Source organism: Grimontia kaedaensis (assembly GCF_023746615.1).
GTDB classification, from domain to species: Bacteria; Pseudomonadota; Gammaproteobacteria; order Enterobacterales; family Vibrionaceae; genus Enterovibrio; species Enterovibrio kaedaensis.
Map to the genome: position 1 here is coordinate 1,714,782 of NZ_CP082275.1, position 21,023 is coordinate 1,735,804.

The window sequence follows — 21,023 nt, forward strand, 5'->3', positions numbered from 1 at the left end:
GGTAACTAATTTCGCTAATTGAGTCGTCTGTCGATAGATTAAGACTATGCTGTTAGAGGACATTACTGTTTTTTGCCCCGACATGCATTGAGATTTGGTATGAGCACAGAACTTAAAACATCAATCTTGACAGAAAGTGGTACCAATGAGCTCGAGATTATAGAGTTTCGATTAGAAAAGTTATTACCCGATGGGTCCAAGAAAGTTTGCTATTACGGAATTAACGTCGCCAAAGTGCGTGAAGTCATTCGTGTGCCGGAGACCACCGACTACCCGAATGCGCAACCTAATGTGTTGGGGGTATTCTCTCTCCGGGGCAAACTCATTCCTTTGGTGGATTTAGCCAGTTGGTTGGGGGTGCCCACAACGAATAATGTCGATGAAAAAGTTGTCATCGTGACGGATTTTAACAAGATGGCGAATGGCTTCTTGGTAGATAGCGTCAGTCGGATACACCGTATTTCTTGGGAAGAGGTAGAATCTCCCAGTCAATTTCTCGAAGCGTCAGATCAAGACTGCGTGGTGGCAGTTGTCCGTCAGGAAACCAATCTCATCATGATCCTGGACTTTGAGAAAATCATTGCTGATATCAACCCAGAACTCAGCATGGAAAAATACGACGTCACAAAAGATAAATCTGTGGTTATTGACGACGCCATGATGGCAAAGCGTGAGGCGAAGACCATTCTTGTGGTTGATGATTCTGCGTTTATCAGGCGTTTGATTGAGAACACTCTGCGATCGGCGGGTTACAACGTGATAACGGCGAAAGATGGCCAGGAAGGCCTCGACAACATGATCGAGTTTGTCCGGCTTTGTACTGAAGAACAACAGCCAATCACAGAATTTGTTGATGGCGTGGTATCTGACGTAGAAATGCCGAAAATGGACGGCTTGCATTTAGTGAAAAGACTGCGTGATATCGGTGAATACAAAGACATTCCGATTGTCATGTTCTCTTCTCTTATGAGTGAAGACAATCGCCGTAAAGCGTTGGACCTTGGCGCTGACGACACCATCACCAAACCGGAAATTGGCCGAATGGTAGGTTTAATGGATAGCTTGGTGTTGAAAGAGGGTAAGTAACCTCCCGACAAAAGAAAAAAGCGCTGCGAAGGCGCTTTTCTTGTTTTATGTAAACATGAATTTAGGCAGTCACCAACGGTGGAGCTTTTTTATATGAATATACAACCAGCGCGATAAAGAGCCCCGCACCCAGTAAACGAAGCCAAATATCTAATCCTGGCCACATCATCAAGGCCGCCATACCGAATGTTGCTATCCGGAATAGCGGATTAATTGGCCCTTCAAGATATCCCTCAAGGCCCGCAACCAGCGCCCAGGTGCCCAGAATGGCAAATAGGGTGACAATGACAACCTGCTGAAAATCTCCCGCGACTAATGGTGTATACGCCATGAGTAGTGGCACCAGATAAAGTCCTTTTGCGATTTTCCATGCCTTAAACCCTGTAGCCATTGGAGGAGTGCGCGCAATAGTTGCTGCTGCAAAGGCAGTTAAACACACCGGAGGCGTAACATTACTGTCCTGCGATAGCCAGAATATGATGAGGTGCGCGGCCAGCAGTGCCAAGCCGACAGTGACAGGCCCAAGAGATTGCTCAAGTAAGGTCGCTTTAAAGTCGTCTGGCACCTTGCCCACCAAATCGACTGCCATTTCAAATGACATTGGCGAGCCCAAAGCGGCAAGTTGCTCCGGTGCTATCAGCATAAATATCGTTTTGGCCTCTTCTGGGAGCTGACCTGTCGTAAGAAGTTCCAGCAACTGTTGCTCAGCTATCAAGCCATAAAGTGCGGGCGCCGAAAGGGTACCCAGAACGATATAGGAAGCGGTGACTGGCAAACCCATACCCAAAATCAGAGAAGCGAGTGCGACCAACACAATCATGATAAACAGGCTGCCACCCGCCCAATCATTGATCATCAGAGAGAAGGTATTACCTATGCCAGTCGTACTGATGACGTTCACCACCAGACCAATTCCTGTCAGTAACACAGCGGTGGTCGCCATGTTGCGAGCACCTTGGGCTAGCGCATCGAAGATGTCCGCCACGCCCATTCGATTTGGAGATAACCAAGAAGCGACGACCACGGAAATAATCGAAATACCGGCTGCATACGTTGGGGTAAAGTCCATCACCAACAGGGCAACAAGCACAGCGAGAGGGATAAGATAGTGCCAGCCTGACGCCAATACCGAGAACATCGAAGGCGTGTCGGTTTCCAGTTGATGAACTCCGGAACGTTTTGCTTCAATGCGAACGAAAAACGCCACTGACAGGAAATAAATCAGTGCAGGAGCGAATGACACCGCGATGATTTCGACGTACGGAATCTGGGTGTATGACGCCATGATAAAGGCGCCAGCCCCCATGACAGGTGGCATGAGCTGTCCGCCTGTCGATGCTGCGGCTTCCACGCCTGCTGCAAACTTTGGTGGAAAGCCCGCTTTCTTCATTAAAGGAATGGTAATGACACCAGTAGATACCGTATTGGCGACACTGGAGCCGGAGACCGAACCCATTAAGCCAGAACCCAATACGGCAACAAAACCTGGGCCTCCGATGATTTTACCTGCTGCAGCCCGGGAAACATTGATGATGTAATCACCTGCACCGGATTTGACCAGAAACGCCCCAAACAAAATAAACATGAAGACATAGCTCCATGAAATGCGGGAAATCGGGCCAAACATGCCTTCTGAACTATAAAAGGCGCGATACAGCATGGTCTCTGCGGAAAGCCCCGGGAAAGCGAAAATGCCGTCCAGCCAGCTTCCCCACCAAACCACATAAGTCAGTGCGACAATAATCAGGCAAGGGATAAACCATCCCATGGTGCGTCGGATAAGTTCTAGCGCAATCAATATGGCAATAACGGAAAATACCCAATCACTGGTCACGAAGGTGACCCCTCGTTCGTACAGTGCGTCTTCCGCAAAAATTACGTAAACCAAACAGGCAATCGCGGCGACTGCAATACCAATATCGATCGCCAGCGCAAAACGGCTATTTCGCCATTTTGCCGCCGCGGGATAGGTCAATGCACACATCACCGAAAAGCCTGCGAAATGGGCAGCAGAGACCCAGAGCTCGGGTAGGGTGGCGAATGTGTTAAACCAAATGTGAACAAGTGAAAGCGCAATTCCGAACACAGTGACAATGCGGGTGATCAGCGGGAAGTCGGTCCGCTGAGTGAGTTCAAACTGGGAGAGTTCGGTTTCGAGTTCCTGAGGCGAATCAGCGCTGGAAGATTTATCGGTCATATTCCCTCTAGCGTGCAGAGAAGGCACGACGTCCTGTTGGGCTGGAAACAAAGAAGAGGCGCTGAAACTATCAGCGCCTTATTGCTTAAGATTTATTGACTAACAAGGTGGTCTGGAATCGTCAGACCTTGCTCTTTGTAGAATCGTGCCGCACCAGGGTGAAGGGGTACTGGCAAACCATCGATTGCTTTTTGCAGAGACATTGCCTTTGTCGCTTTATGTATGCCATTCAGGAAAGCGAGGTTTTCATAGATAGTCTTCGTCAGCAGGTAAACATCTTCATCGCTGATGTCGCTGCGCACGGCAAGGAAGTTTGGCTGTGCGATAGTTTCAACAGCTTCAGTCTGGCCAGGATAAGTGTTTGGTTCAATCACATATCGGGTCCATAGGTTGTAGCTGCCGTTTGCTTCTTTCACTTGCTCGTCAGTGAAGTTCAGGATTCTGATTTTATCGCCCATTGCCGCATAAGCACGGGTGACTGCGCTGACAGGGACACCAGCAGGCGTGTTCATGCCCTCAATGTTGCCATTTTGTAGTGCGTCTGCACTGGCACCGTAACCCAAGTGGGCCATGTTGAATTTGTCGGTGTTAACATTCAGTCCAGAAAGAATTTGTAGGCCAGAACCTTCTGTACCAGAGTTCTTTTTACCAATGGAGAACTTTTTGCCATCCATTGCGTTCATGTCTGTCATGGTGCCGGTTTTTGCCAGCTCACTCATTACAATAAAGTGCTCTACGTTTTGCCATAGCATGGAGACAGAACGCAGCTCTTTCTGAGGACCCGCTTGTTTCACTTTGCCTTCACCATTCCATGCCCAAGCGCCGTAAAGACCTTGCAAAATAGCGAACTGAGCTTCGTTTTCACGCAGCAGTTTTACGTTTTCACCGGAGCCGGCAGAGCTGATCGCTGAAAGGGAAAACTTATGCTTAGGTTCCAGTTTTACTTTGCTCAATGTTGCCAGTGCCACACCAACTGGATAATAGGTACCACCAGTCGATGCCGTTGCGAGGATGTAGTCACGGTCTTGAGCAGTTGCGCTGCCCATGCCAGCGGTAACAATCGCTGTTGCCAGTGAGAGGGTCTTCACTAAGGATTTGATTTTCATACAACACTCCAATGTTAGAGGTATCCGTAGAGTCGGTGCTTTTCATGCCGAAGATATCCCGCAAAGAATAGCTGAGCTTGTAAAGATTATGTTAATTGGCTCTGATAAACATAAGCCTTCTCTCAGTTTTTCTGTTGGTTTAAGACTTTAGTCTTAGGTTAGAATCGCCAAAGGATCATTGGAGGTAACGTGGCGAAACCCAACAAGAAATTGCCGGAGCGATCAGTCGATATCATCTGCACTAAATGCAAGGCGATGTTGTTCAAATACAAGAAAGGCGGGAAAGGGTCTTTGGTGAAGTGTTTCAAAGAGCGTATCGTCATTGATTACACCGAAACGCCCTGTGAATGTCCTTCTTGCGGCAACGTGTTTGCGAGGGAGACATTGGTAAGGGGAACGCCCGCCTACAAAATTATTGGTGGTAAAGCGGCAATGAAATGAGAAGAAGAAATGAAAAAGGCACCCTGAGGTGCCTTTCGCGATGTTGAAGCTAGGCTTAGATGCCTGCGCGCTTGAACAGGCCTGCCATCAATTTGGAGCCAGATTTAACGCCACTAGATTTACCTTTGAATTCACCCGCCAGTTTGGTATTACCCACTTCACGGGCAATGTGCTGCATGGTGAGGTACATGTCTTTTGCTGATTTCATACGGTTCTGGTCGTTAAGAGGCGCTAAAAGTTTAATCATGTCAGCGCCCGACATTTTATTCGCTACCGCATGCTCTTCAATCGCTGTCAGCAGTCTATCTAAATCGCTGGTTGCTTCTGAGCTCTCAATGCCTTCTTTCTTCATCGCTTTCAGATTGCGGCGACGAATCTGTTTAATGATGAAAGTAGGGCGGCTTACCATTTTGTAACCCCAAAAACCCGCTGCGACGACAAGAGCGATACCGCCAACCACGTATGGCCATACGGAACCGGAAGATTCAGCAACGGTTTGTGCATTAGCTGCGACTTCTACAACAGCTGAAGGTACGTCAGACATCTTTTTACCTTTGTTCTTTTTGAGTTGGGCGTAGTTTCGCACTGTGGCACGAAAAAACACTGTTGCGCTTCACATTAAAGGAAAAGACCCACCTTTGTGAAGTTTGATTGCAGAATTTTTATGCGGATTTTCAACAGTCACTTACTTATTTAGAGGAAATTCGTTAATGATTAGTGAATGTTATGAGCGCAAAAGTGAATGAAAGGGATTTCTTGGCGTTAAACGAATTTTGTATATGTTTTGTGCTATCTAAACAAAAGAATAAGCAGAAGTTTCGCTCCTGCTTTTTCTCTGTTCTGTAAGATATCATTAAAGGTTACATGCCGCCGAGGCAGATATACTTGGTATTCAGGTATTCATCGATGCCTTGTTTCGCGCCTTCCCGGCCAATACCTGACTGTTTAACGCCACCAAATGGGGCCACTTCAGTAGAGATAACACCTTCATTGACGCCGACCATGCCGTAATCCAGGGCTTCAGCAATGGCGAAAATACGGTTGATGTCTTTGCTGTAGAAGTAGCTGGCGAGGCCATAGATGGTGTCGTTAGCCATTTGAATCAGCGATTCATCGTCATGGAATCGGATAACGGGTGCGATTGGGCCAAATATTTCTTCCTGCACAATGGCCATGTTGTGAGTGACATCCGTGAGAACCGTCGGCTCAAAGAATCGACCACCATGATCTTTTCCTCCGACGGCCACTTTCGCACCCTGTTCAGTGGCACCTGCAATCAGACGCTGGACTTTGTTTTTGGCGTTATCGTCAATCAGAGGCCCTATCGACACGCCTTCTTCAAGGCCATGGCCGATTTTCAACTCAGATACGGCTTTAGAGAATTTACTGACAAATTCATCATAGACAGAGTCCTGCACATAGAAACGGTTCGCACAGACACAGGTTTGGCCCGCATTGCGGAATTTTGAGGCAATTGCCCCTTTGACTGCCGCATCGATGTCCGCGTCATCAAACACGATAAACGGAGCATTGCCGCCAAGCTCCATAGAAACTCGCTTCACGCTTTCAGCGCTTTGTTTCATCAGGATGCGGCCAACATTGGTGGAGCCGGTAAAGGAGATCTTTTGAATTTGCTCACTGCTGCAGAAGAGTTCGCCCGCCATTACTGCATCTGTGGTGGTGACAATCGCTAACAAATCTCGGGGTAAACCTGCTTGATAGGCAAGCTCTGCGGCGGCGTAAGCGCTCAACGGTGTTTGCGCTGCGGGCTTAGCGACAAAACTGCATCCTGCCGCAAGAGCTGGCGCTGCTTTACGGGTGATCATCGCGATGGGGAAGTTCCATGGGGTGATAGCAGCTGCAACACCAACAGGCTGGCGGATAGTCATGATCCTGCGATCGGCCATTGGGGTAGGAATTGTCTCCCCGTAAGTACGTTTACCTTCCTCTGCAAACCATTGGATGAATGAAGCGCCATAGGCCACTTCACCGCGTGATTCGGCAAGTGGTTTGCCTTGTTCCAATGTCATGATTCGGGCTAAATCCTCCTGATTTTCCATCAAAAGGTTAAACCATCGGAGTAGAATCTCACTTCGCTGTTTCGCCGTTTGCTTGGCCCAAACCTTTTGCGCTTCAGCAGCTTTGCTGACTGCACTTTCTATTTCTTGTTTACTGTGATTAGGGACATAACCCAGTATGCCTCCGGTGGCCGGGTTATCGACAGCGATAGCACTGTTCGTGGTTTCGCACATAACAGAGAGTAGCGAGCGGTTCTTAATCTGTTCCATGATGGCTTCCATTCAGTAAACCGAGTGATTTATCACTAGCCTAACTTTAGGAATAGGGGCGTGCAAGGAATACACAGGGGATGCAGTAAAACCGAGGTAGGAAGTTAGTAAGATTGTGATTTGTGAAATATATTGAACGGTGATTTTTGAAAGGGTGTTAAATAGCCAGCATGAGTGCTGGCTATTATGCACCCAAACAACCTGAAGATGCATGATTCACAAGTCATTTGGGTATAGGAGTCTCATCGCGAATATTACTTCGCGACATTTCCTGCCACGTTCATAATATCCCACGTACGTGCGAATGGTGGGGCATACGCAAAGTCCATCATTCCCAATTGGCTCGTGCTCAATCCTGTGCTTACTGCAATAGCCATGGCATCGATACGGTGAACTGCACCTTTATAGCCAATGATTTGTGCACCCAAAATACGCTTTGAGCCCTCTTCATACACAAGCTTCATGTGCATATCGGACTGACCTTCACAGTAGTTGGTGTGGCATTTGTCTTTGATTGTGACGGTTTTCACCTTAAAGCCAGCGCGAAGGGCTTCTTGTTCAGATAGGCCAGTGCGACCTGCTTCCAAGCCCAGAACGCGAACACAGCTGGTACCCAAAGAGCCCGGGAATTCCAATGGTTCACCCTCAACTTGTACGATGTTGTCGCCAATCATTCGGCCGAGCTTATTAGCGCCAGTAGCAAGCGGAATATAAACATTCTCGCCGGATACTGAATGCCAGATTGTAGCGCAGTCACCAGCAGCCCAAACATCGGTCAGAGACGTTTTACCTTGACGATCTACCACAATAGCGCCGTTATCTAAGGTATTGATGCCAGTCTCTTTCAGGAATTCGGTGTTTGGTTTAACGCCCGTACACACGACGACCAAATCTGTTGCGTATTGGCCCTTGTCTGTTTCAATACCAGAAACTTTCTCTTCGCCCAAAACGTTTTTCAGAGATTCGCCAGTGTGAATTTCAACACCCGCTTTTTCCAGTTCAGACGAAAAATGAACGCTAATTTCCGCATCAAATGCATCTGGGATCAGGCGCTCAGCACGTTCAATCAGGCGAACTTTTTTACCTTGGTGAATCATGGCTTCTGCGACTTCAAGGCCAATAAAACCAGAACCAATCACAGTGACATGCTGACACGACTCGTTCTGAATCGCTTCTTTTAGCGAAATACCATCCTGCATGACGCGAAGCGTATGAACGCCTTGTTTGTCGAGGCCAGAAACCGGAGGCAACACCTCTCGCGCGCCTGTGGCAATCATCAGACGGTCATACTCTGCGATGAACGTTTCGCCCTGATGGACGATCTCCAATTTCTTTCGTTCAGCATCCAGCTTGGTGATGCGATGGCCGGTTTTCACGGTAATGCCGCGTTCAGCAAACTGTGCGGGCGTGAACTCTGACATATAGCCAGCATCCTGAAACTCATCAGCGACATAGTAGGGAAGGCCGCATGCACCGAATGAGATGATTTCTGACGCTTCATAGACTGTGATGGTAGCGTTTGGATTAACGCGACGAGCTTTGGCCGCAGCACTCATGCCTGCTGCTTCGCCGCCGATAATAACGAAGTTCATGGTTTGAACCTATAGGTAGAACAGGAAAAAGGGGCGTGATGCCCCCGATTGCAATTAGATGAGTGCTTATGCCGTGGCGTCTTCGCCATCAAGATTAAGCGATTTGTCGTCGTTGAAAACGGTCATATTAGTCTGACCCATCAACTTACTGGTGACTGAACCTGCTGTGATTGAGCCTGAAACATTCAGCGCGGTACGCCCCATGTCGATCAGAGGTTCAATCGAAATCAGAAGGCCAGCCAACGCAACCGGGAAATCCATTGCTGACAGTACGATCAAGGCAGCGAACGTTGCGCCACCACCAATACCTGCAACGCCAAAGGAGCTGATAGTAATGATGGCAATCAGTGGAACCAGGAAGCCAATATCCAGTGGATTAATACCCAGTGTCGGCGCAATCATTACGGCCAGCATGGCAGGATAGATACCTGCGCAGCCGTTCTGGCCAATCGTCGCACCAAATGATGCTGCAAAGTTGGCGATGCCACTCGGTACGCCAAGCGCCTGTTCCTGTGTACGCACATTCAAAGGAATGGTTGCTGCGCTTGAACGGGATGTAAATGCAAAGGTCAGTACCGGGATGATTTTCTTCAGATGGCGAATCGGGTTAAGGCCAACCAGCGAAATGATCAACAGGTGAATGACGAACATGGTGATCAGCGCGCCATAAGAAGCAAAAACGAAGTTAGCGAGATTGATGATGTCAGCGTAGTTTGAACCTGAAATCACTTTGGTCATCAGCGCCAAAACACCGTATGGCGTGAGACGCAGCACCATAGTCACTATACGCATCACAATGGCTTGTGCCACTTTGATGAAGTGTTCGAATGAGGAGTAAATTTCAGGCCTCTTGGCGGAAATGCCTGTTGCGGCAAGGCCAATGAAAATTGAGAAGATAACAACAGCGATGGTCGATGTTTTGCGAGAGCCAGTCATGTCTTGGAATGGATTGGCAGGAATGAACTCCAGAATCATGTTGGCGAAAGAGAGGCTTTCGATACGGCCCAGATTTGCTTCCAATGACTGACCACGGGCTACTTCAGCTGCACCCGCTGTCAGGCCTTCAGCACTCAAACCGAACAGCAGCGACCATGCAATACCAACTAGAGCTGCAATCATGGTTGTAATCACCAACACGCCAATGCTCATCGCACTGATTTTTCCCACTGAGGTGCCGCCGTTCAGCTTAAGAATCGCTGAGATGATAGACACCATCACCAGAGGGATGATGATCATCTGCAGCAACTTTACATAGCCTTTGCCGACGATGTCGAAGTAGTCGATGCTGGTGGCAATGATGTCTGATCCTGCACCGTAAAACAGTTGCAGCAATCCACCAAAAACAACACCTAAGCCCAAGCCAGCAAAAACACGTTTAGTAAAAGGAACATACTTGGCTTGGAGTTGATAAAGGAAATAAACAAGCGCGATGAATATCGCGAGATTAAATATAACGCTCATTGTCATTTTATAATAATCCTTGAAAAATTAGCGTGAAAAACTGAAACAAATAAAAAATAAATACTATTAACCAGTGGGTTCGAATCATTCAGGCGTGAAGATTGTCCTCGAGAATACCTGGTTTCAGTAAGCAAGCGTGGTTGCGGCGAATCATATAGCTAAAGGCTTAAGCATATAAACGAGATCTATATTACTAATCGTTATAAGATATGAATTCGACGAATATTGGATGAATAAGAATCTTAACTCACAATAAAATGTATATTTGAGATAATTAAATTAACTAAAGAATAACATTTTATTCGATTATTTATCTCTTAAATATTATTTTACTAAGGGTTTTAATTTAGGGTTTTTTAATTAAATCTAAAACTGGATTTACCTCTTTTAAAGCAAAATTATCTTCTCCTAAATACGGGATATCGTCGTGTAAAATTTACAAATTTTAGCGTGGTCATGATCACGTAAATCAGGCCTCCTCACCTCAACCGCTAGTCTAACTTTAAGGTGAAGTGACCGAGATCACTCAAATCTAAAAGTGGCAGCTAACTTTCAGAAAAATAAAATAATGATGATCTGAATGTTCGTCAGATCGGATTCAGTGACCTAGGGGATTAGCCGATGAACAAGCTTAATGCGGTCTTTTATGCCGCCACCTTTGCATCTTTGCTCAGCGCCTGTCAATCAACCAGTGAACCACGACAAGTCGCCTCCGATACCAATCTTCCAGCTCAGGAAAATCAGAATACACTGAAGATTTACGAAGCATCCAGAGCTGACTATGAAAACTGGTTGGCAAAGATGGATGAAAGTAAATCGCTGCGTCTTTACGATGATGATCTGGTCGATGATTTGTTTGATGCATGGGATGAAGCTGTCGATGTCTACGAAGACTTTGCATCAAACCCAGAAAAAGCGACGAAAGACTACTCTATGTTTTCTGATGGGACATACGTCGAGACGTTTGATAAGCGCCTGACTGAGGTCGCTAAACTCTATGATGAGTTGCAAACACTTAAGGCAACGGCAGATTCCTTATTGGCTGAGGCCATGGTCGAAATGGCTTATCTCAACGAAATCGGAGCCGATGAGCTGTACGCTTCCCGTTATAAGCGCTTGTCTTCTGATTACAGAAAACTGTTTGCTTATGTCGCAGACAACGATATCGACGATGCTCAGGTAAAACAGGCTGTATTTCTGGAGAATGCAAAAAAGCTTGAGATAGCAGTGGTGTTGAAAACCCATGTTGCGCCACTCAAAGATCAAATCACTTTACTTCGCAGGGAAGGATTCAAGTCAGTGGCACCTATCAGCTTTACTAAATCTGAAGCATCACTCGAACAAGCGGTTGCGGCGGTAAATGTAAACCCTCGGGACATAGAATCAATAAATATCGCAGTGGCTGCCGTGCAGTTCGAAATTGACCACGTGAAACATATTGGTCAGGAGGTAAAGCGCTTCCGAAATGTTGATGACGGGAAGTTTGAACCACTAATTCTTGAACTAGAAAACCGCCTCCATGCCATAGCCCAAGCCATGGAAGGGTTAGATCTTCGCAATCAAAATATGCAGCAACAAGCCTTGGTGCTGGAGGAAAAAGCACAGATGCGTAGTAATGCGTTAACGGAGAAACCGGATGTAGATCCTCAGTTTGCCAAGTTAATGAGTGAGTTAGACAAAGTTCAATCGGATTTATCGGTATCGCAACAAGAGAAAGAATCACTGACCGCTCAGGTCACCACATTGGAAGCGCAAAACAGCAAGAACGAAGGGTTGATTGATGATCTCAAGATGGTGATAGATACCATCAAGCCAAAGGAAGATAACAATGCGGCTGAAGTCGGTGCCGAATCCGTTGGCGGACTATAGTCGTTAAACAATCGTCCAAAAGAAAAGAGCGCTTAACGCGCTCTTTTTCATTTTGTACTGGCTCATGCTACCAAGTAGTAATGATTGTTCGCTTTCTTGTCAATGAGGCCACCTTGCATCATTGCTTCAAACAGAGAATCCACATCATCATTTGATAGCAGGAAGTGTTTGCCAACGGCCTTCTTAGAGCAAGTTATCACACCGTCTTGAACTGCCTTTTTCACTTTTTCTTCAAGTGATAGTTCGTCTTCAACTGATCCAGAATTTGAAGTAAATGATTCACCTAAGTCCGGCTTATGCTCCAGATAGCCAATCGGCTTGCTGACTTCGTCCGGCGTAATATCAACTTCCGCGTGATGCTGGTAAAAGCGGCGGAAGCGCAGCTCTTCGCCAATCACGCCAACAAAGAAAGCGGCAAACAGATCAAGCAGAATAGAAAGGAAGACCACGAGACCAAATTGTGCGGCCTGCTGTGAAACACTAAATGCATCTTCCAGGCTATCAATTAACCCAATGGCGGAACCTTGCGTGACAGGGGGCAGTGAGTCGCGTTCAGTTGCCAACTTGATTTGCTCTTCACGAAGCTTGTTATTTTGCTGTTGAATACGGGTCACACCAGTCGCGATGCGTTCCATTTCGATGTACTTCTCTGCAGCGAGGTTATTGAGCTCAATTTGTTTTTCTATGGCGGCGATTTGTCTGTCATAAGCAGCAACTTTAGCTTCCTGAATGGAGATAACCCCCTGTGCTTTATTGGTGGCACTGTTGATACCGCCAATACTCCCACCAATCGAAATGGCAGCCAGCACCAAGTAGAAGACCAATGCTGTCATTGCGCCTGTGTAGTTTTTGTGTGCACGGCGTTCACCAAACTCATACCAAGCATAGAACTTACCGGCTTCAAAAATGATCGCCAAAGTACCAAACAACACTTTCATCATGGTGTTGTCATCAATGGAAAGGAATAGCAGCAGCGAAAAGACCGTAGAGGTAACAACAGCGGCACCGGTAAAGGTGTACACGCTGATCATGGCAAACGGCCCTTTAGGGTAACGATAACCCAACATGTTTTTGTAAAGCATAAATGTGTCATTGATCACGGTACGAGGGCGTGGAGCATACCGCAATGATCATGAGGGTTCCGCAACTGTGGCACGTTAAGATGTTCAAGTGCCTGCTAATGCATCAAATTGCTAGAGAAGTGAGCGGGTTAGTAGCTCTTGTCCGAATCCATCGCCCATAAATGTGCAGCGACCAATGCCCGATAAGGAGAAAAAGACGCAAGCCATTGTTTGGTTTCCTTCTCCGTTGGCTTTTCTTCCAACCCTAACAACTGTTGAAGGCTTCTGCGGACGGCGACATCGCCATGAAGTGAACCATCCAACCAGCCGAATCCACGCAAGAGGGTATAGCTGACCGTCCAAGGCCCCACGCCTTTGATAGCAAGAAGTTGTTCTCCGATCTCTTTGGGGTCTGCATCTAACGACAGAGACAGGCTGCCGTCTACCAAGGCTTGAGCGATACGTTGAATGGTTGTGGCTTTACTGTTTGAGTATCCGCAGCTTCGGTATGTTTCAATTTCCGTTCTAGCCAGAATCTTTTCGTCAGGCAAGCACCACATGCCACTGCTATGCTGCACGCCAGTCGCTTCTATTAATCTGCGTCGAATAGAAACGGCAGCTTCTACGCTGATAAGCTGCCCCGTAATCGCCCAGGTAATGGCTTCAAAAGGCGTGACAGTTTGTGGAATTCTGAGACCTGCAGAATGGTTTAACAGGCGAGATAGTTCTGGGTGAGCGCGATACTCAAATTCAAATTCATCGGTGGTTTGGCGCAGTCCGAGCATGTGTTTCAGAAGATACTGGAGTTCCTCTTCCGTCATTCGGCATTCTTCAGCGTCTGAGTGAATACTCAAGCGAGCCGTTTTGTCAGAGAGGGTTAGATGAAGCAAGGTGGGTACACCTTGTAAAGTGATCCCTTTAATAACCTCACTGCAGTCAACTTTTTCCGCAAGCTCGGTTTTGTCCCTTCGATGAAAAGTCAGAAAATCTTGGTGTCGAAAGCTCTCAGGTAGTGGCGTTGTTACTGAAAGGGGAGCATGGCTCATAGTCTCTGACTCCGTTGAGAAGTGTTGGGTATATTCATTGCCCAAGCGCGAATGACAAGACTAAGCAATCCGCGAATGGAAATGCGATAAATAAGTCTTAATACCCAAACAACCTGAAGATGCAGTATTCAGCGAGCTTGACTGGCGTTGTGATCGCGGCATTCCTTTGTTGGTGTAGTCACCTCCATCAAAAAGGAACAACAAGGAGCACGGCGTCAGTCAACTCGCCCGAAGGGAGGCCCTCAATGCGCCCACTTCTTTGTTAAATTCCACGGAAATAGAATGACTATTCCTCGTGAAATTTGCCTCGAATTGAACGCATTGATGACCTCTGAATGCGAGCATCTTCAGGTCGTTTGGGTATAAAGCACTATAACTAAATATGACTCATTTGAATTATTCAACCGAGGTCACAGGCACACGAGTATTTTCTCGGTCTGCAAAGGATTATGCGGAGATGTATCTGCGTTCTGGTCGACCGACGCTGCCGTAATTAACCTGTGCTTCCAATTCCTGGGTGCTGACCATGTATTCGAGGTAGCGTCTTGCCGTGGTGCGGCTCGCGCCGATCATAGCACCAACTTCTTCTGCGTTGAGGGAGGCGTCTGAATCAGAGAACACTGTACGGATTTTATCTAGTGTGATGCCATCAATCCCTTTTGGCAGCCGTTGAATAGAACTGGCGATTTCTTGTGACGCTGTACCCGTACTTACCGCACGTTGTGGTAATAAGGTATCGACGTCGGTTTGAACCAAATCATCCATTGCATGCAATTTTTCAAGATGCGCGGCGTATTGATGAATGGCTTCTTTTAAGCGTTCGAACACCAGAGGTTTGAGGATGTAGTGGAATACGCCGCTGCGTAACGCTTCACGCAAGGTATCGACCTCTTTGGCCGCTGTGATGAGAATGACATCAGTTTCGCTATTGTTTGCGCGTAATTTACGGAGAAGCTCAAGGCCTGTTCCATTAGGGAAGTGGTTATCGAGAAGCAAGAGTTCGGGTTTGAATACATCCACCAAATCTTCCGCATCTTCAAGCGTATGCGCGATGCCGACAAGTTCGACGCCCTCGATACGTTCAAGAAAGCGTTTTTGAATCTCTGCGATTTGAACGTCATCTTCTGCGATAACGACGCGGATGTTTTGTGTCATAGGTACTAACGACTCCTTGTTTTGTATCTTATTCTTATCTTAGCCCTGACTTTCAGAGCATTTCGGGATATATACGGTAAACCGGCTGCCCATGGTATCGCCAGGCTCGAGTAAAATGGTACCGCCGAGCTTTTGCAGAAGCTTTTGTACCAAATGAAGCCCATAGCCGTGACCTTCGCCTTTTTTGCTGGTGACACCTTTAAGGAAGATGCGCGAATGGTCCTCTTCGAGAATACCTTGCCCTTCGTCCTCTATCTCGAATATGAGGTCATTGCCGAGATCGGTCATGGATAGCCTGACTTCCAACCGTTTGTTGCTTAACGTGGCTTCAAGGGCATTGTCGATCAAGTTACCGATGATACTCACTAACTCTTCGCGAGGGATGTGATCGGGAATCTCTTTCATTGAGCTTTCTGGGTCGATTTCGAGGCGTAAACCCAGTTCTTTGGCGCGGTTGTATTTCCCCAGCAAACAGCCCGCGAGGATAGGATCCGGCACGGCTTCAACCATCAGATGAATCAGTGCTTGATGGCTTTGGGTTTCCTGTCCAATGAGTGCCAATGCTTCTTCAGTAGCACCAATCTGAATCAGACCCGCAATGGTATGGAGTTTATTCGAATACTCATGGGACTGACTGCGCAACGTATCCGCATATTGCTGGATTTGAGTCAGCTGCTTACTCACGGCATCGAGCTCGTCTTTACGGCGAAAGCTCGATACCACACCAGTGATTTCGTTGTCCTGAAGCAGGGGGAGACGGTTCACAATCAGGTTTCTGTCTTGTAGCCAAATTTCTCTATCAAAATGCGGTTTGCCGGATTTAAGCACATCCATTAAACGGCTGTCTGGCAGCACTTCTTCAATCGGGCGGTCGGTGAGCTTAGTGTTGGCATCTAATCCCAGTGTTTCAACGGCAGCGCGGTTGAAGGTTGTAATACGTCCTTTGTTATTGACGGCAATGATCCCTTCACGGACGGATTCAAGAGTCGCGTTTCTCTCTTGGAATAATCGACCTATCTGTTCAGGTTCGAGGCCAAAAATCGCTTTTTTAAAGTGGTTAGCAAACCACAGTCCCGTCAAGACACTCAACGAAAAGCTGATGGCGATAACGATATAGAGTGTGGCGATATAGCGGTTGATGATGTCGTCAACGGATTTGAGCAAGAAACCGACCGAGACAATACCGGCGACCTCTTCGCTACTGGAATCAAATATTGGGGCTTTGCCTCTCACTGTCGCCCCAAGGCTACCCGTTGCTTTTTGAATATAGGGTTTTCCGTAAAGCAAGGCGGGCTCATTGTAATCGCCGTCATCGTCATACATGGGTTTACCCACCCGCTCCCAAGATGGGTGGGCGAGTCGTATGCCATTTCGGTCTCCAATCACGACAAACCGGGCGTCATTCACTTCTGCCAGATCAATCGCCAGCGGTTGCAGGTATTCACTGTCTCTTTGTTCTGCGGCTTCAACCACGGCCGGCATGGCGGCAATGGTTTTGGCCACGTTCAAAGCGCGTTGGCTGATTTGTTCGTCGAGAGAATGAGAGAGATAGAAAAGTGCAAACAGACCGATAAATCCAGTTTGCAGCAAGGCCATCATGCCAAGGATCAGCATCATGCGGGTTTTGAGCTTGAGCGCGCGAAGTGAAAACATCCAGAGGTGAAACCTTTTGTTTACGAAAGAGGTCGAGTTCGTGGTTTAAGCATACTCGCTATTATCTATCTACTTGAAATGATGATTCTTTGTTCCTTATCACGCAAGTGAACAATATGAACAAAATGTTTTTAAAGGTTTAAAAAAACATTAAATACACAAGCTTTTCAGATCTGAGGTCACCAAATAGTTTGAAAGAGTAGGGCAAAGATACCGAAACGGCGCATTGCGCTAAAACGCCATCTTGAGCGGAGTTTCGGCATACATCTATCTCGTCCAGAGGACGGAACGACACGAGGAAAAACCTATGATTTCAAATCTGTTCGCCAAAAAACGTTCATTCGTTGCTGCATTGGCGCTCACGTCTGCACTGAGTGCGGGAATAGCTAATGCTGCTGTTGAAGAAGTTCATTTCCTAATCCCTGGTGGTGCAGGTGGTGGCTGGGATGGCACTGCGCGCGGTACCGGTGAGGCATTGTCTAAAGCAGGTCTTGTTGAAACTGTTTCTTATGAAAATATGTCTGGTGGCGGCGGCGGTAAGGCGATTGCGCACCTGATCGAAACAGCTGATCAAGCTGACAACACGCTGATGGTGAATTCAACCCCGATTGTTATTCGCTCACTTTCCAAAGTTTTCCCTCAGTCTTTCCGCGACCTGACGCCAATCGCCGCGACGATTGGTGACTATGCGGCTTTCGTGGTGCCAAGCAGCTCCAAATACCAAACTTTCGCTGAGGTTTTGGCTGACTACAAAGAAAACCCACGTTCTATTGCGATCGCAGGTGGTTCTGCGCGAGGCAGCATGGACCACTTGGTTGCGGCTCAAGCATTCAAAGCAGCGGGCGGTGATCCTAAGAAACTGAAATACGTCGCTTACGATGCAGGTGGTAAAGCAATGGCTGGCATTCTGTCAGGTGAAGCTCAACTGCTGTCTACCGGTTTCTCAGAAGCACTGGCACTCAAAGATGCAGGCGAAGTTCGCATTCTGGCTATGACAGGTCCAGAGCGCTCTCCTGCAGCTGCGGACGTTCCTACTCTGAAAGAGCTGGGTGTTGATGCAGAGTTCACTAACTGGCGTGGTTTCTTTGCCGCACCGGGTTTGTCTGATGCACAAGCGGATGAATACGCTGCAGTACTGGAGAAAATGTATTCGACCGATGAATGGGCGGAAGTTCGTGACCGTAATGGTTGGATCGAAATCTTCAAACCTCGTGCTGAGTTCGTGACTTTCCTTGAAGGTCAGGAGCAAGAAGTGGGTTCACTAATGAAAGAGCTTGGCTTCCTGCGCTAAGCCTCAACAAAAAGGGCTCGGTTCTCCGAGCCCTGATTCAATTTAAGGCCCAAGGATAAGGCCTTATCGCTTTTCAAGATGGACATTGCCGTCTTAATTTGCAGTTCAAGGAGTGTCACATGGTTGTCACTAAAGACCATCTCGGTGGTCTCATATTTCTCATTCTTTCAGTGGCATACGGCTACTACGCGCGTCAAATCCCAATGTTGCCCGGTGACGAATACGAACCTTTCCACGCACAGACTTTGCCTATTGCCTTGTCATATCTGGGCGGTATTTTAGGCGTGCTCATGCTGGTTACTGGGCGAAGAGATGCTGCCTCGAAGTTGTCCCTGACTGGGCTGGATTTCGTGTTGGTGGCGAAACTGCTGATGCTGATTGTTGCATTCGCTTTTGCACTGGAGTGGGTCGGCTTCCTGCTTTCTACTATTTTCTTTTTGGTTGTCGGTTACTGGATTCTTGGTGAACGTCGTCCAAAAACATTGTTCATTGCGTCTGTGCCGTTTGCTGTGGGTATCTGGTTTGTGCTGGCAAAGCTATTAGATATCTATCTCGCTCCAGGGCGCGCGTTTACCCAGTTGTTCGGAGGTTAAGGCTATGTGGGAAGGAATTGCTACGGGCTTAGGCACCGCAACTATGCCTTTTAACATTATGATGGTGGTCGTTGGCTGTTTCGCCGGTACCTTCATCGGTATGCTGCCGGGCCTAGGCCCAATCTCGGCGGTAGCGCTCATGATCCCGATCACTTATGGTCTGGATCCTGCGTCTGGCATCATCCTGATGGCTGGCGTGTATTATGGTGCCGTATTTGGTGGCTCCACCTCGTCTATTTTGATTAACGCCCCAGGTTGTGCGAGTACAGTGGTAACTGCATTCGACGGTTATCCGCTGGCGCAACAACGTCAGGCGGGCAAAGCACTGGCGTTGGCGGCTTACTCTTCTTTCACTGGCGGTACTATTGGCGCAATTATTCTGTTGTTTGCCGCGCCAGCGCTGGCAAAGGTTTCGCTAAGTTTCCAGTCTGCCGACTATTTTGCATTGATGATCCTTGGCTTGACCGCAGTTGCTGCATTTGCCGGTAAAGGTCAAGTGTTAAAAGCGATGGCAATGACCGTATTCGGTCTGATGATTGCGACCGTGGGTACGGATGTTATCACCGGTGCGCCGCGTTTTACGTTCAACAATATCGATCTGATTGACGGTATCAGCTTCCTGTTGCTGGCAATGGCAACTTTTGCTTTGGCAGAAGTGGTGATGACTGTACTGAAAGGCCAGCACAAAGAAGAAGAACCAGATATGGACATGGCGGCGCTTGGCAGCATGAAATTGTCTAAAGACGAAGTGAAAGAAGTTGCACCAACGGTAGCTCGTTCTTCAGTCTTTGGCTTTATCGTGGGTGTGCTTCCCGGTGCAGGTGCAACGATTGCATCGTTCCTTGCTTATGGTTTGGAACGAAACCTTGCCCCAAAACGTCTGAAGGAGAAGTTTGGTAAAGGTGCATTACGAGGCCTCGCAGCGCCAGAATCAGCCAATAATGCAGCATCGACAGGCTCTTTTGTGCCACTGCTAACCTTGGGTATTCCTGGCTCCGGTACAACAGCGATCATGCTGGGCGCTTTGATTGCTTATGGTATCCAGCCTGGGCCGCGTTTATTTATTGATAACCCGGATGTGTTCTGGTCGGTGATCATCTCGATGTACTTTGGCAACATCGTACTGCTCATCCTGAACTTGCCGCTGATCCCATATATCTCACGTCTGCTGGTCATCCCAAGACCGATTCTGATCCCACTTATCCTGTTCTTCTCCATCACAGGGGTGTACCTGGTCAGTTTCAATACTTTTGATATCAACATGATGGTACTGATCACTGTCGTGGCAATATCGCTCAAACTATTGGACTTCCCAATGGCTCCAATGCTACTGGGCTTTATATTGGGCGGTATCATGGAAAACAACCTCAGTCGGTCGCTCATTATCTCTGATGGTAGCTTGAGCTTCCTCTGGGAGAGGCCACTGACGTTGACCATTATGTGCATTTCGGTCTTTGTTCTGTTGTTGCCTTTGATTCGTGCAGGCTTGGAAAAGCTTGGCGTTGGTGTGAAAAGGAGTCAACAGGCGAATGTTCAAATTGACCGAGGTGATGGTTAAAAGGACATAGACTGAAATAAATCTGAGGGCCACCGATGAAGGTGGCTCTTTTATATAAAAATATTGAACACTGTTTTATATTTCTGATAGGGTGACTTGATATGTGATTCAAGTTGTCTTTAATAGACTGACGATACCGCAGGTTTGGGTATAAGATTCAAACCAAACGCCAAGCAATCAAATAGGGAGAGCATGATGAATCCAATGAAAGCACTGGTGCTGTCATTAATGCTTGTGTTGCCTTTAGCGGCGCAGGCAGAGGAAGAAAGTAGCTGGGACAAAGCGAAAGAATCTGCAAGCGAAGCTTGGGGCTCTGCGAAAGAGGCCGGTAAGAATGCTTGGGATGCGACCAAAGAAAAGAGCGGGGAACTGCTCGATAACGCTGAGGAAGGTGGAAGTAACCTTTGGGACAGCGCCAAAGAGAAGAGCTCAGAGCTCTGGAATAAAGGCAAAGAGAAAGGCAGCGAACTGGTCGAAGAAGCAGAAAAGAAAGCTGAAGAAATGCTAGAGCCTGAAGAAACTGAACCTGCGCCAGTTAAACCTCTAAAACCAGAAAAATCTGAGAAATTCAACCAGTCAGCCTGAATGCACGAAAAGGCATAATGAACAGCATTGTGCCTTTTTTC

Annotated in this window: 17 protein-coding genes; 7 read left to right on the forward strand and 10 right to left on the reverse strand. The window is 47.5% G+C overall.

Annotation, left to right across the window (positions count from 1 at the left end; all coding sequences use genetic code 11):
* Positions 1-99: 99 nt before the first annotated feature.
* Entirely contained in the window at positions 100-1,086 is a 987-nt protein-coding gene (locus tag K6Q96_RS07905) for a chemotaxis protein CheV (RefSeq protein ID WP_251879303.1), read from the forward strand.
* Positions 1,087-1,147: 61 nt separating this feature from the next.
* Here K6Q96_RS07905 and K6Q96_RS07910 read toward each other — a convergent pair whose 3' ends face one another.
* Both K6Q96_RS07910 and K6Q96_RS07915 read right to left on the reverse strand, forming a co-directional pair.
* Positions 1,148-3,283: a TRAP transporter permease gene (locus tag K6Q96_RS07910; protein WP_251879305.1), complete on the reverse strand. Its 2,136-nt coding sequence runs from the start codon at positions 3,281-3,283 to the stop codon at positions 1,148-1,150.
* Positions 3,284-3,375: 92 nt separating this feature from the next.
* Positions 3,376-4,389: a TAXI family TRAP transporter solute-binding subunit gene (locus tag K6Q96_RS07915; protein ID WP_251879307.1), complete on the reverse strand. Its 1,014-nt coding sequence runs from the start codon at positions 4,387-4,389 to the stop codon at positions 3,376-3,378.
* Positions 4,390-4,578: 189 nt separating this feature from the next.
* Here K6Q96_RS07915 and K6Q96_RS07920 point away from each other — a divergent pair, with 189 nt between their 5' ends.
* Positions 4,579-4,830, forward strand: coding sequence for a hypothetical protein (locus tag K6Q96_RS07920; protein ID WP_251879309.1), 252 nt, complete (start codon positions 4,579-4,581; stop codon positions 4,828-4,830).
* Positions 4,831-4,885: 55 nt separating this feature from the next.
* Here the strand turns inward: K6Q96_RS07920 and K6Q96_RS07925 are convergent, their stop codons facing one another.
* The 4 genes from K6Q96_RS07925 to K6Q96_RS07940 form a co-directional block, all read right to left on the reverse strand.
* Entirely contained in the window at positions 4,886-5,374 is a 489-nt protein-coding gene (locus K6Q96_RS07925) for a hypothetical protein (protein WP_251879310.1), read from the reverse strand.
* Positions 5,375-5,690: 316 nt separating this feature from the next.
* The gene (locus K6Q96_RS07930; RefSeq protein ID WP_251879312.1) at positions 5,691-7,118 is read right to left on the reverse strand and encodes an NAD-dependent succinate-semialdehyde dehydrogenase; all 1,428 of its coding nucleotides are present in this window, start codon (positions 7,116-7,118) and stop codon (positions 5,691-5,693) included.
* 254 nt (positions 7,119-7,372) lie between these two features.
* Positions 7,373-8,710, reverse strand: coding sequence for a CoA-disulfide reductase (locus K6Q96_RS07935; RefSeq protein ID WP_251879313.1), 1,338 nt, complete (start codon positions 8,708-8,710; stop codon positions 7,373-7,375).
* Positions 8,711-8,776: 66 nt separating this feature from the next.
* Positions 8,777-10,177 carry an L-cystine transporter gene (locus K6Q96_RS07940; protein ID WP_251879315.1) on the reverse strand — a complete coding sequence of 467 codons (1,401 nt, stop codon included), beginning with the start codon at positions 10,175-10,177 and terminating at the stop codon, positions 8,777-8,779.
* Positions 10,178-10,792: 615 nt separating this feature from the next.
* Between K6Q96_RS07940 and K6Q96_RS07945 the strand changes: the two genes are divergently transcribed.
* Positions 10,793-12,040 carry a hypothetical protein gene (locus K6Q96_RS07945; RefSeq protein WP_251879317.1) on the forward strand — a complete coding sequence of 416 codons (1,248 nt, stop codon included), beginning with the start codon at positions 10,793-10,795 and terminating at the stop codon, positions 12,038-12,040.
* A 62-nt stretch (positions 12,041-12,102) separates the two neighbouring features.
* Here the strand turns inward: K6Q96_RS07945 and K6Q96_RS07950 are convergent, their stop codons facing one another.
* The 4 genes from K6Q96_RS07950 to K6Q96_RS07965 all read right to left on the reverse strand — a co-directional run bounded on the left by K6Q96_RS07950 (position 12,103) and on the right by K6Q96_RS07965 (position 16,955).
* A complete protein-coding gene (locus K6Q96_RS07950; RefSeq protein ID WP_251879319.1) occupies positions 12,103-13,122 on the reverse strand; it encodes an SH3 domain-containing protein in 1,020 nt (339 codons plus the stop codon).
* Between the two features lie 128 nt (positions 13,123-13,250).
* Positions 13,251-14,147, reverse strand: a complete 897-nt coding sequence (locus tag K6Q96_RS07955; RefSeq protein ID WP_251879321.1) for a DNA-3-methyladenine glycosylase family protein — start codon at positions 14,145-14,147, stop codon at positions 13,251-13,253.
* Between the two features lie 447 nt (positions 14,148-14,594).
* The gene (locus tag K6Q96_RS07960) at positions 14,595-15,302 is read right to left on the reverse strand and encodes a response regulator (RefSeq protein WP_251879323.1); all 708 of its coding nucleotides are present in this window, start codon (positions 15,300-15,302) and stop codon (positions 14,595-14,597) included.
* Positions 15,303-15,341: 39 nt separating this feature from the next.
* Positions 15,342-16,955 carry an ATP-binding protein gene (locus K6Q96_RS07965; RefSeq protein WP_251879324.1) on the reverse strand — a complete coding sequence of 538 codons (1,614 nt, stop codon included), beginning with the start codon at positions 16,953-16,955 and terminating at the stop codon, positions 15,342-15,344.
* 307 nt (positions 16,956-17,262) lie between these two features.
* Between K6Q96_RS07965 and K6Q96_RS07970 the strand changes: the two genes are divergently transcribed.
* The 4 genes from K6Q96_RS07970 (at position 17,263) to K6Q96_RS07985 (ending at position 20,982) form a co-directional block, all read left to right on the forward strand.
* Positions 17,263-18,246, forward strand: coding sequence for a tripartite tricarboxylate transporter substrate binding protein (locus K6Q96_RS07970; RefSeq protein WP_251879326.1), 984 nt, complete (start codon positions 17,263-17,265; stop codon positions 18,244-18,246).
* A 119-nt stretch (positions 18,247-18,365) separates the two neighbouring features.
* Entirely contained in the window at positions 18,366-18,839 is a 474-nt protein-coding gene (locus tag K6Q96_RS07975; RefSeq protein WP_251879328.1) for a tripartite tricarboxylate transporter TctB family protein, read from the forward strand.
* A gap of 4 nt (positions 18,840-18,843) precedes the next feature.
* Positions 18,844-20,397: a tripartite tricarboxylate transporter permease gene (locus K6Q96_RS07980; RefSeq protein WP_251879330.1), complete on the forward strand. Its 1,554-nt coding sequence runs from the start codon at positions 18,844-18,846 to the stop codon at positions 20,395-20,397.
* 192 nt (positions 20,398-20,589) lie between these two features.
* The gene (locus K6Q96_RS07985) at positions 20,590-20,982 is read left to right on the forward strand and encodes a hypothetical protein (protein ID WP_251879332.1); all 393 of its coding nucleotides are present in this window, start codon (positions 20,590-20,592) and stop codon (positions 20,980-20,982) included.
* Positions 20,983-21,023: the final 41 nt, after the last annotated feature.

What these genes read in the sequence shown, in the direction of transcription:
- K6Q96_RS07905 (WP_251879303.1), top strand. Translation starts at nt 100, where the DNA reads ATGAGCACAGAACTTAAAACATCAATCTTGACAGAAAGTGGTACCAAT.
- K6Q96_RS07910 (WP_251879305.1), bottom strand. Translation starts at nt 3,283, where the DNA reads ATGACCGATAAATCTTCCAGCGCTGATTCGCCTCAGGAACTCGAAACC.
- K6Q96_RS07915 (WP_251879307.1), bottom strand. Translation starts at nt 4,389, where the DNA reads ATGAAAATCAAATCCTTAGTGAAGACCCTCTCACTGGCAACAGCGATT.
- K6Q96_RS07925 (WP_251879310.1), bottom strand. Translation starts at nt 5,374, where the DNA reads ATGTCTGACGTACCTTCAGCTGTTGTAGAAGTCGCAGCTAATGCACAA.
- K6Q96_RS07930 (WP_251879312.1), bottom strand. Translation starts at nt 7,118, where the DNA reads ATGGAACAGATTAAGAACCGCTCGCTACTCTCTGTTATGTGCGAAACC.
- K6Q96_RS07935 (WP_251879313.1), bottom strand. Translation starts at nt 8,710, where the DNA reads ATGAACTTCGTTATTATCGGCGGCGAAGCAGCAGGCATGAGTGCTGCG.
- K6Q96_RS07940 (WP_251879315.1), bottom strand. Translation starts at nt 10,177, where the DNA reads ATGACAATGAGCGTTATATTTAATCTCGCGATATTCATCGCGCTTGTT.
- K6Q96_RS07945 (WP_251879317.1), top strand. Translation starts at nt 10,793, where the DNA reads ATGAACAAGCTTAATGCGGTCTTTTATGCCGCCACCTTTGCATCTTTG.
- K6Q96_RS07950 (WP_251879319.1), bottom strand. Translation starts at nt 13,122, where the DNA reads ATGCTTTACAAAAACATGTTGGGTTATCGTTACCCTAAAGGGCCGTTT.
- K6Q96_RS07955 (WP_251879321.1), bottom strand. Translation starts at nt 14,147, where the DNA reads ATGAGCCATGCTCCCCTTTCAGTAACAACGCCACTACCTGAGAGCTTT.
- K6Q96_RS07960 (WP_251879323.1), bottom strand. Translation starts at nt 15,302, where the DNA reads ATGACACAAAACATCCGCGTCGTTATCGCAGAAGATGACGTTCAAATC.
- K6Q96_RS07965 (WP_251879324.1), bottom strand. Translation starts at nt 16,955, where the DNA reads ATGTTTTCACTTCGCGCGCTCAAGCTCAAAACCCGCATGATGCTGATC.
- K6Q96_RS07970 (WP_251879326.1), top strand. Translation starts at nt 17,263, where the DNA reads ATGATTTCAAATCTGTTCGCCAAAAAACGTTCATTCGTTGCTGCATTG.
- K6Q96_RS07975 (WP_251879328.1), top strand. Translation starts at nt 18,366, where the DNA reads ATGGTTGTCACTAAAGACCATCTCGGTGGTCTCATATTTCTCATTCTT.
- K6Q96_RS07980 (WP_251879330.1), top strand. Translation starts at nt 18,844, where the DNA reads ATGTGGGAAGGAATTGCTACGGGCTTAGGCACCGCAACTATGCCTTTT.
- K6Q96_RS07985 (WP_251879332.1), top strand. Translation starts at nt 20,590, where the DNA reads ATGATGAATCCAATGAAAGCACTGGTGCTGTCATTAATGCTTGTGTTG.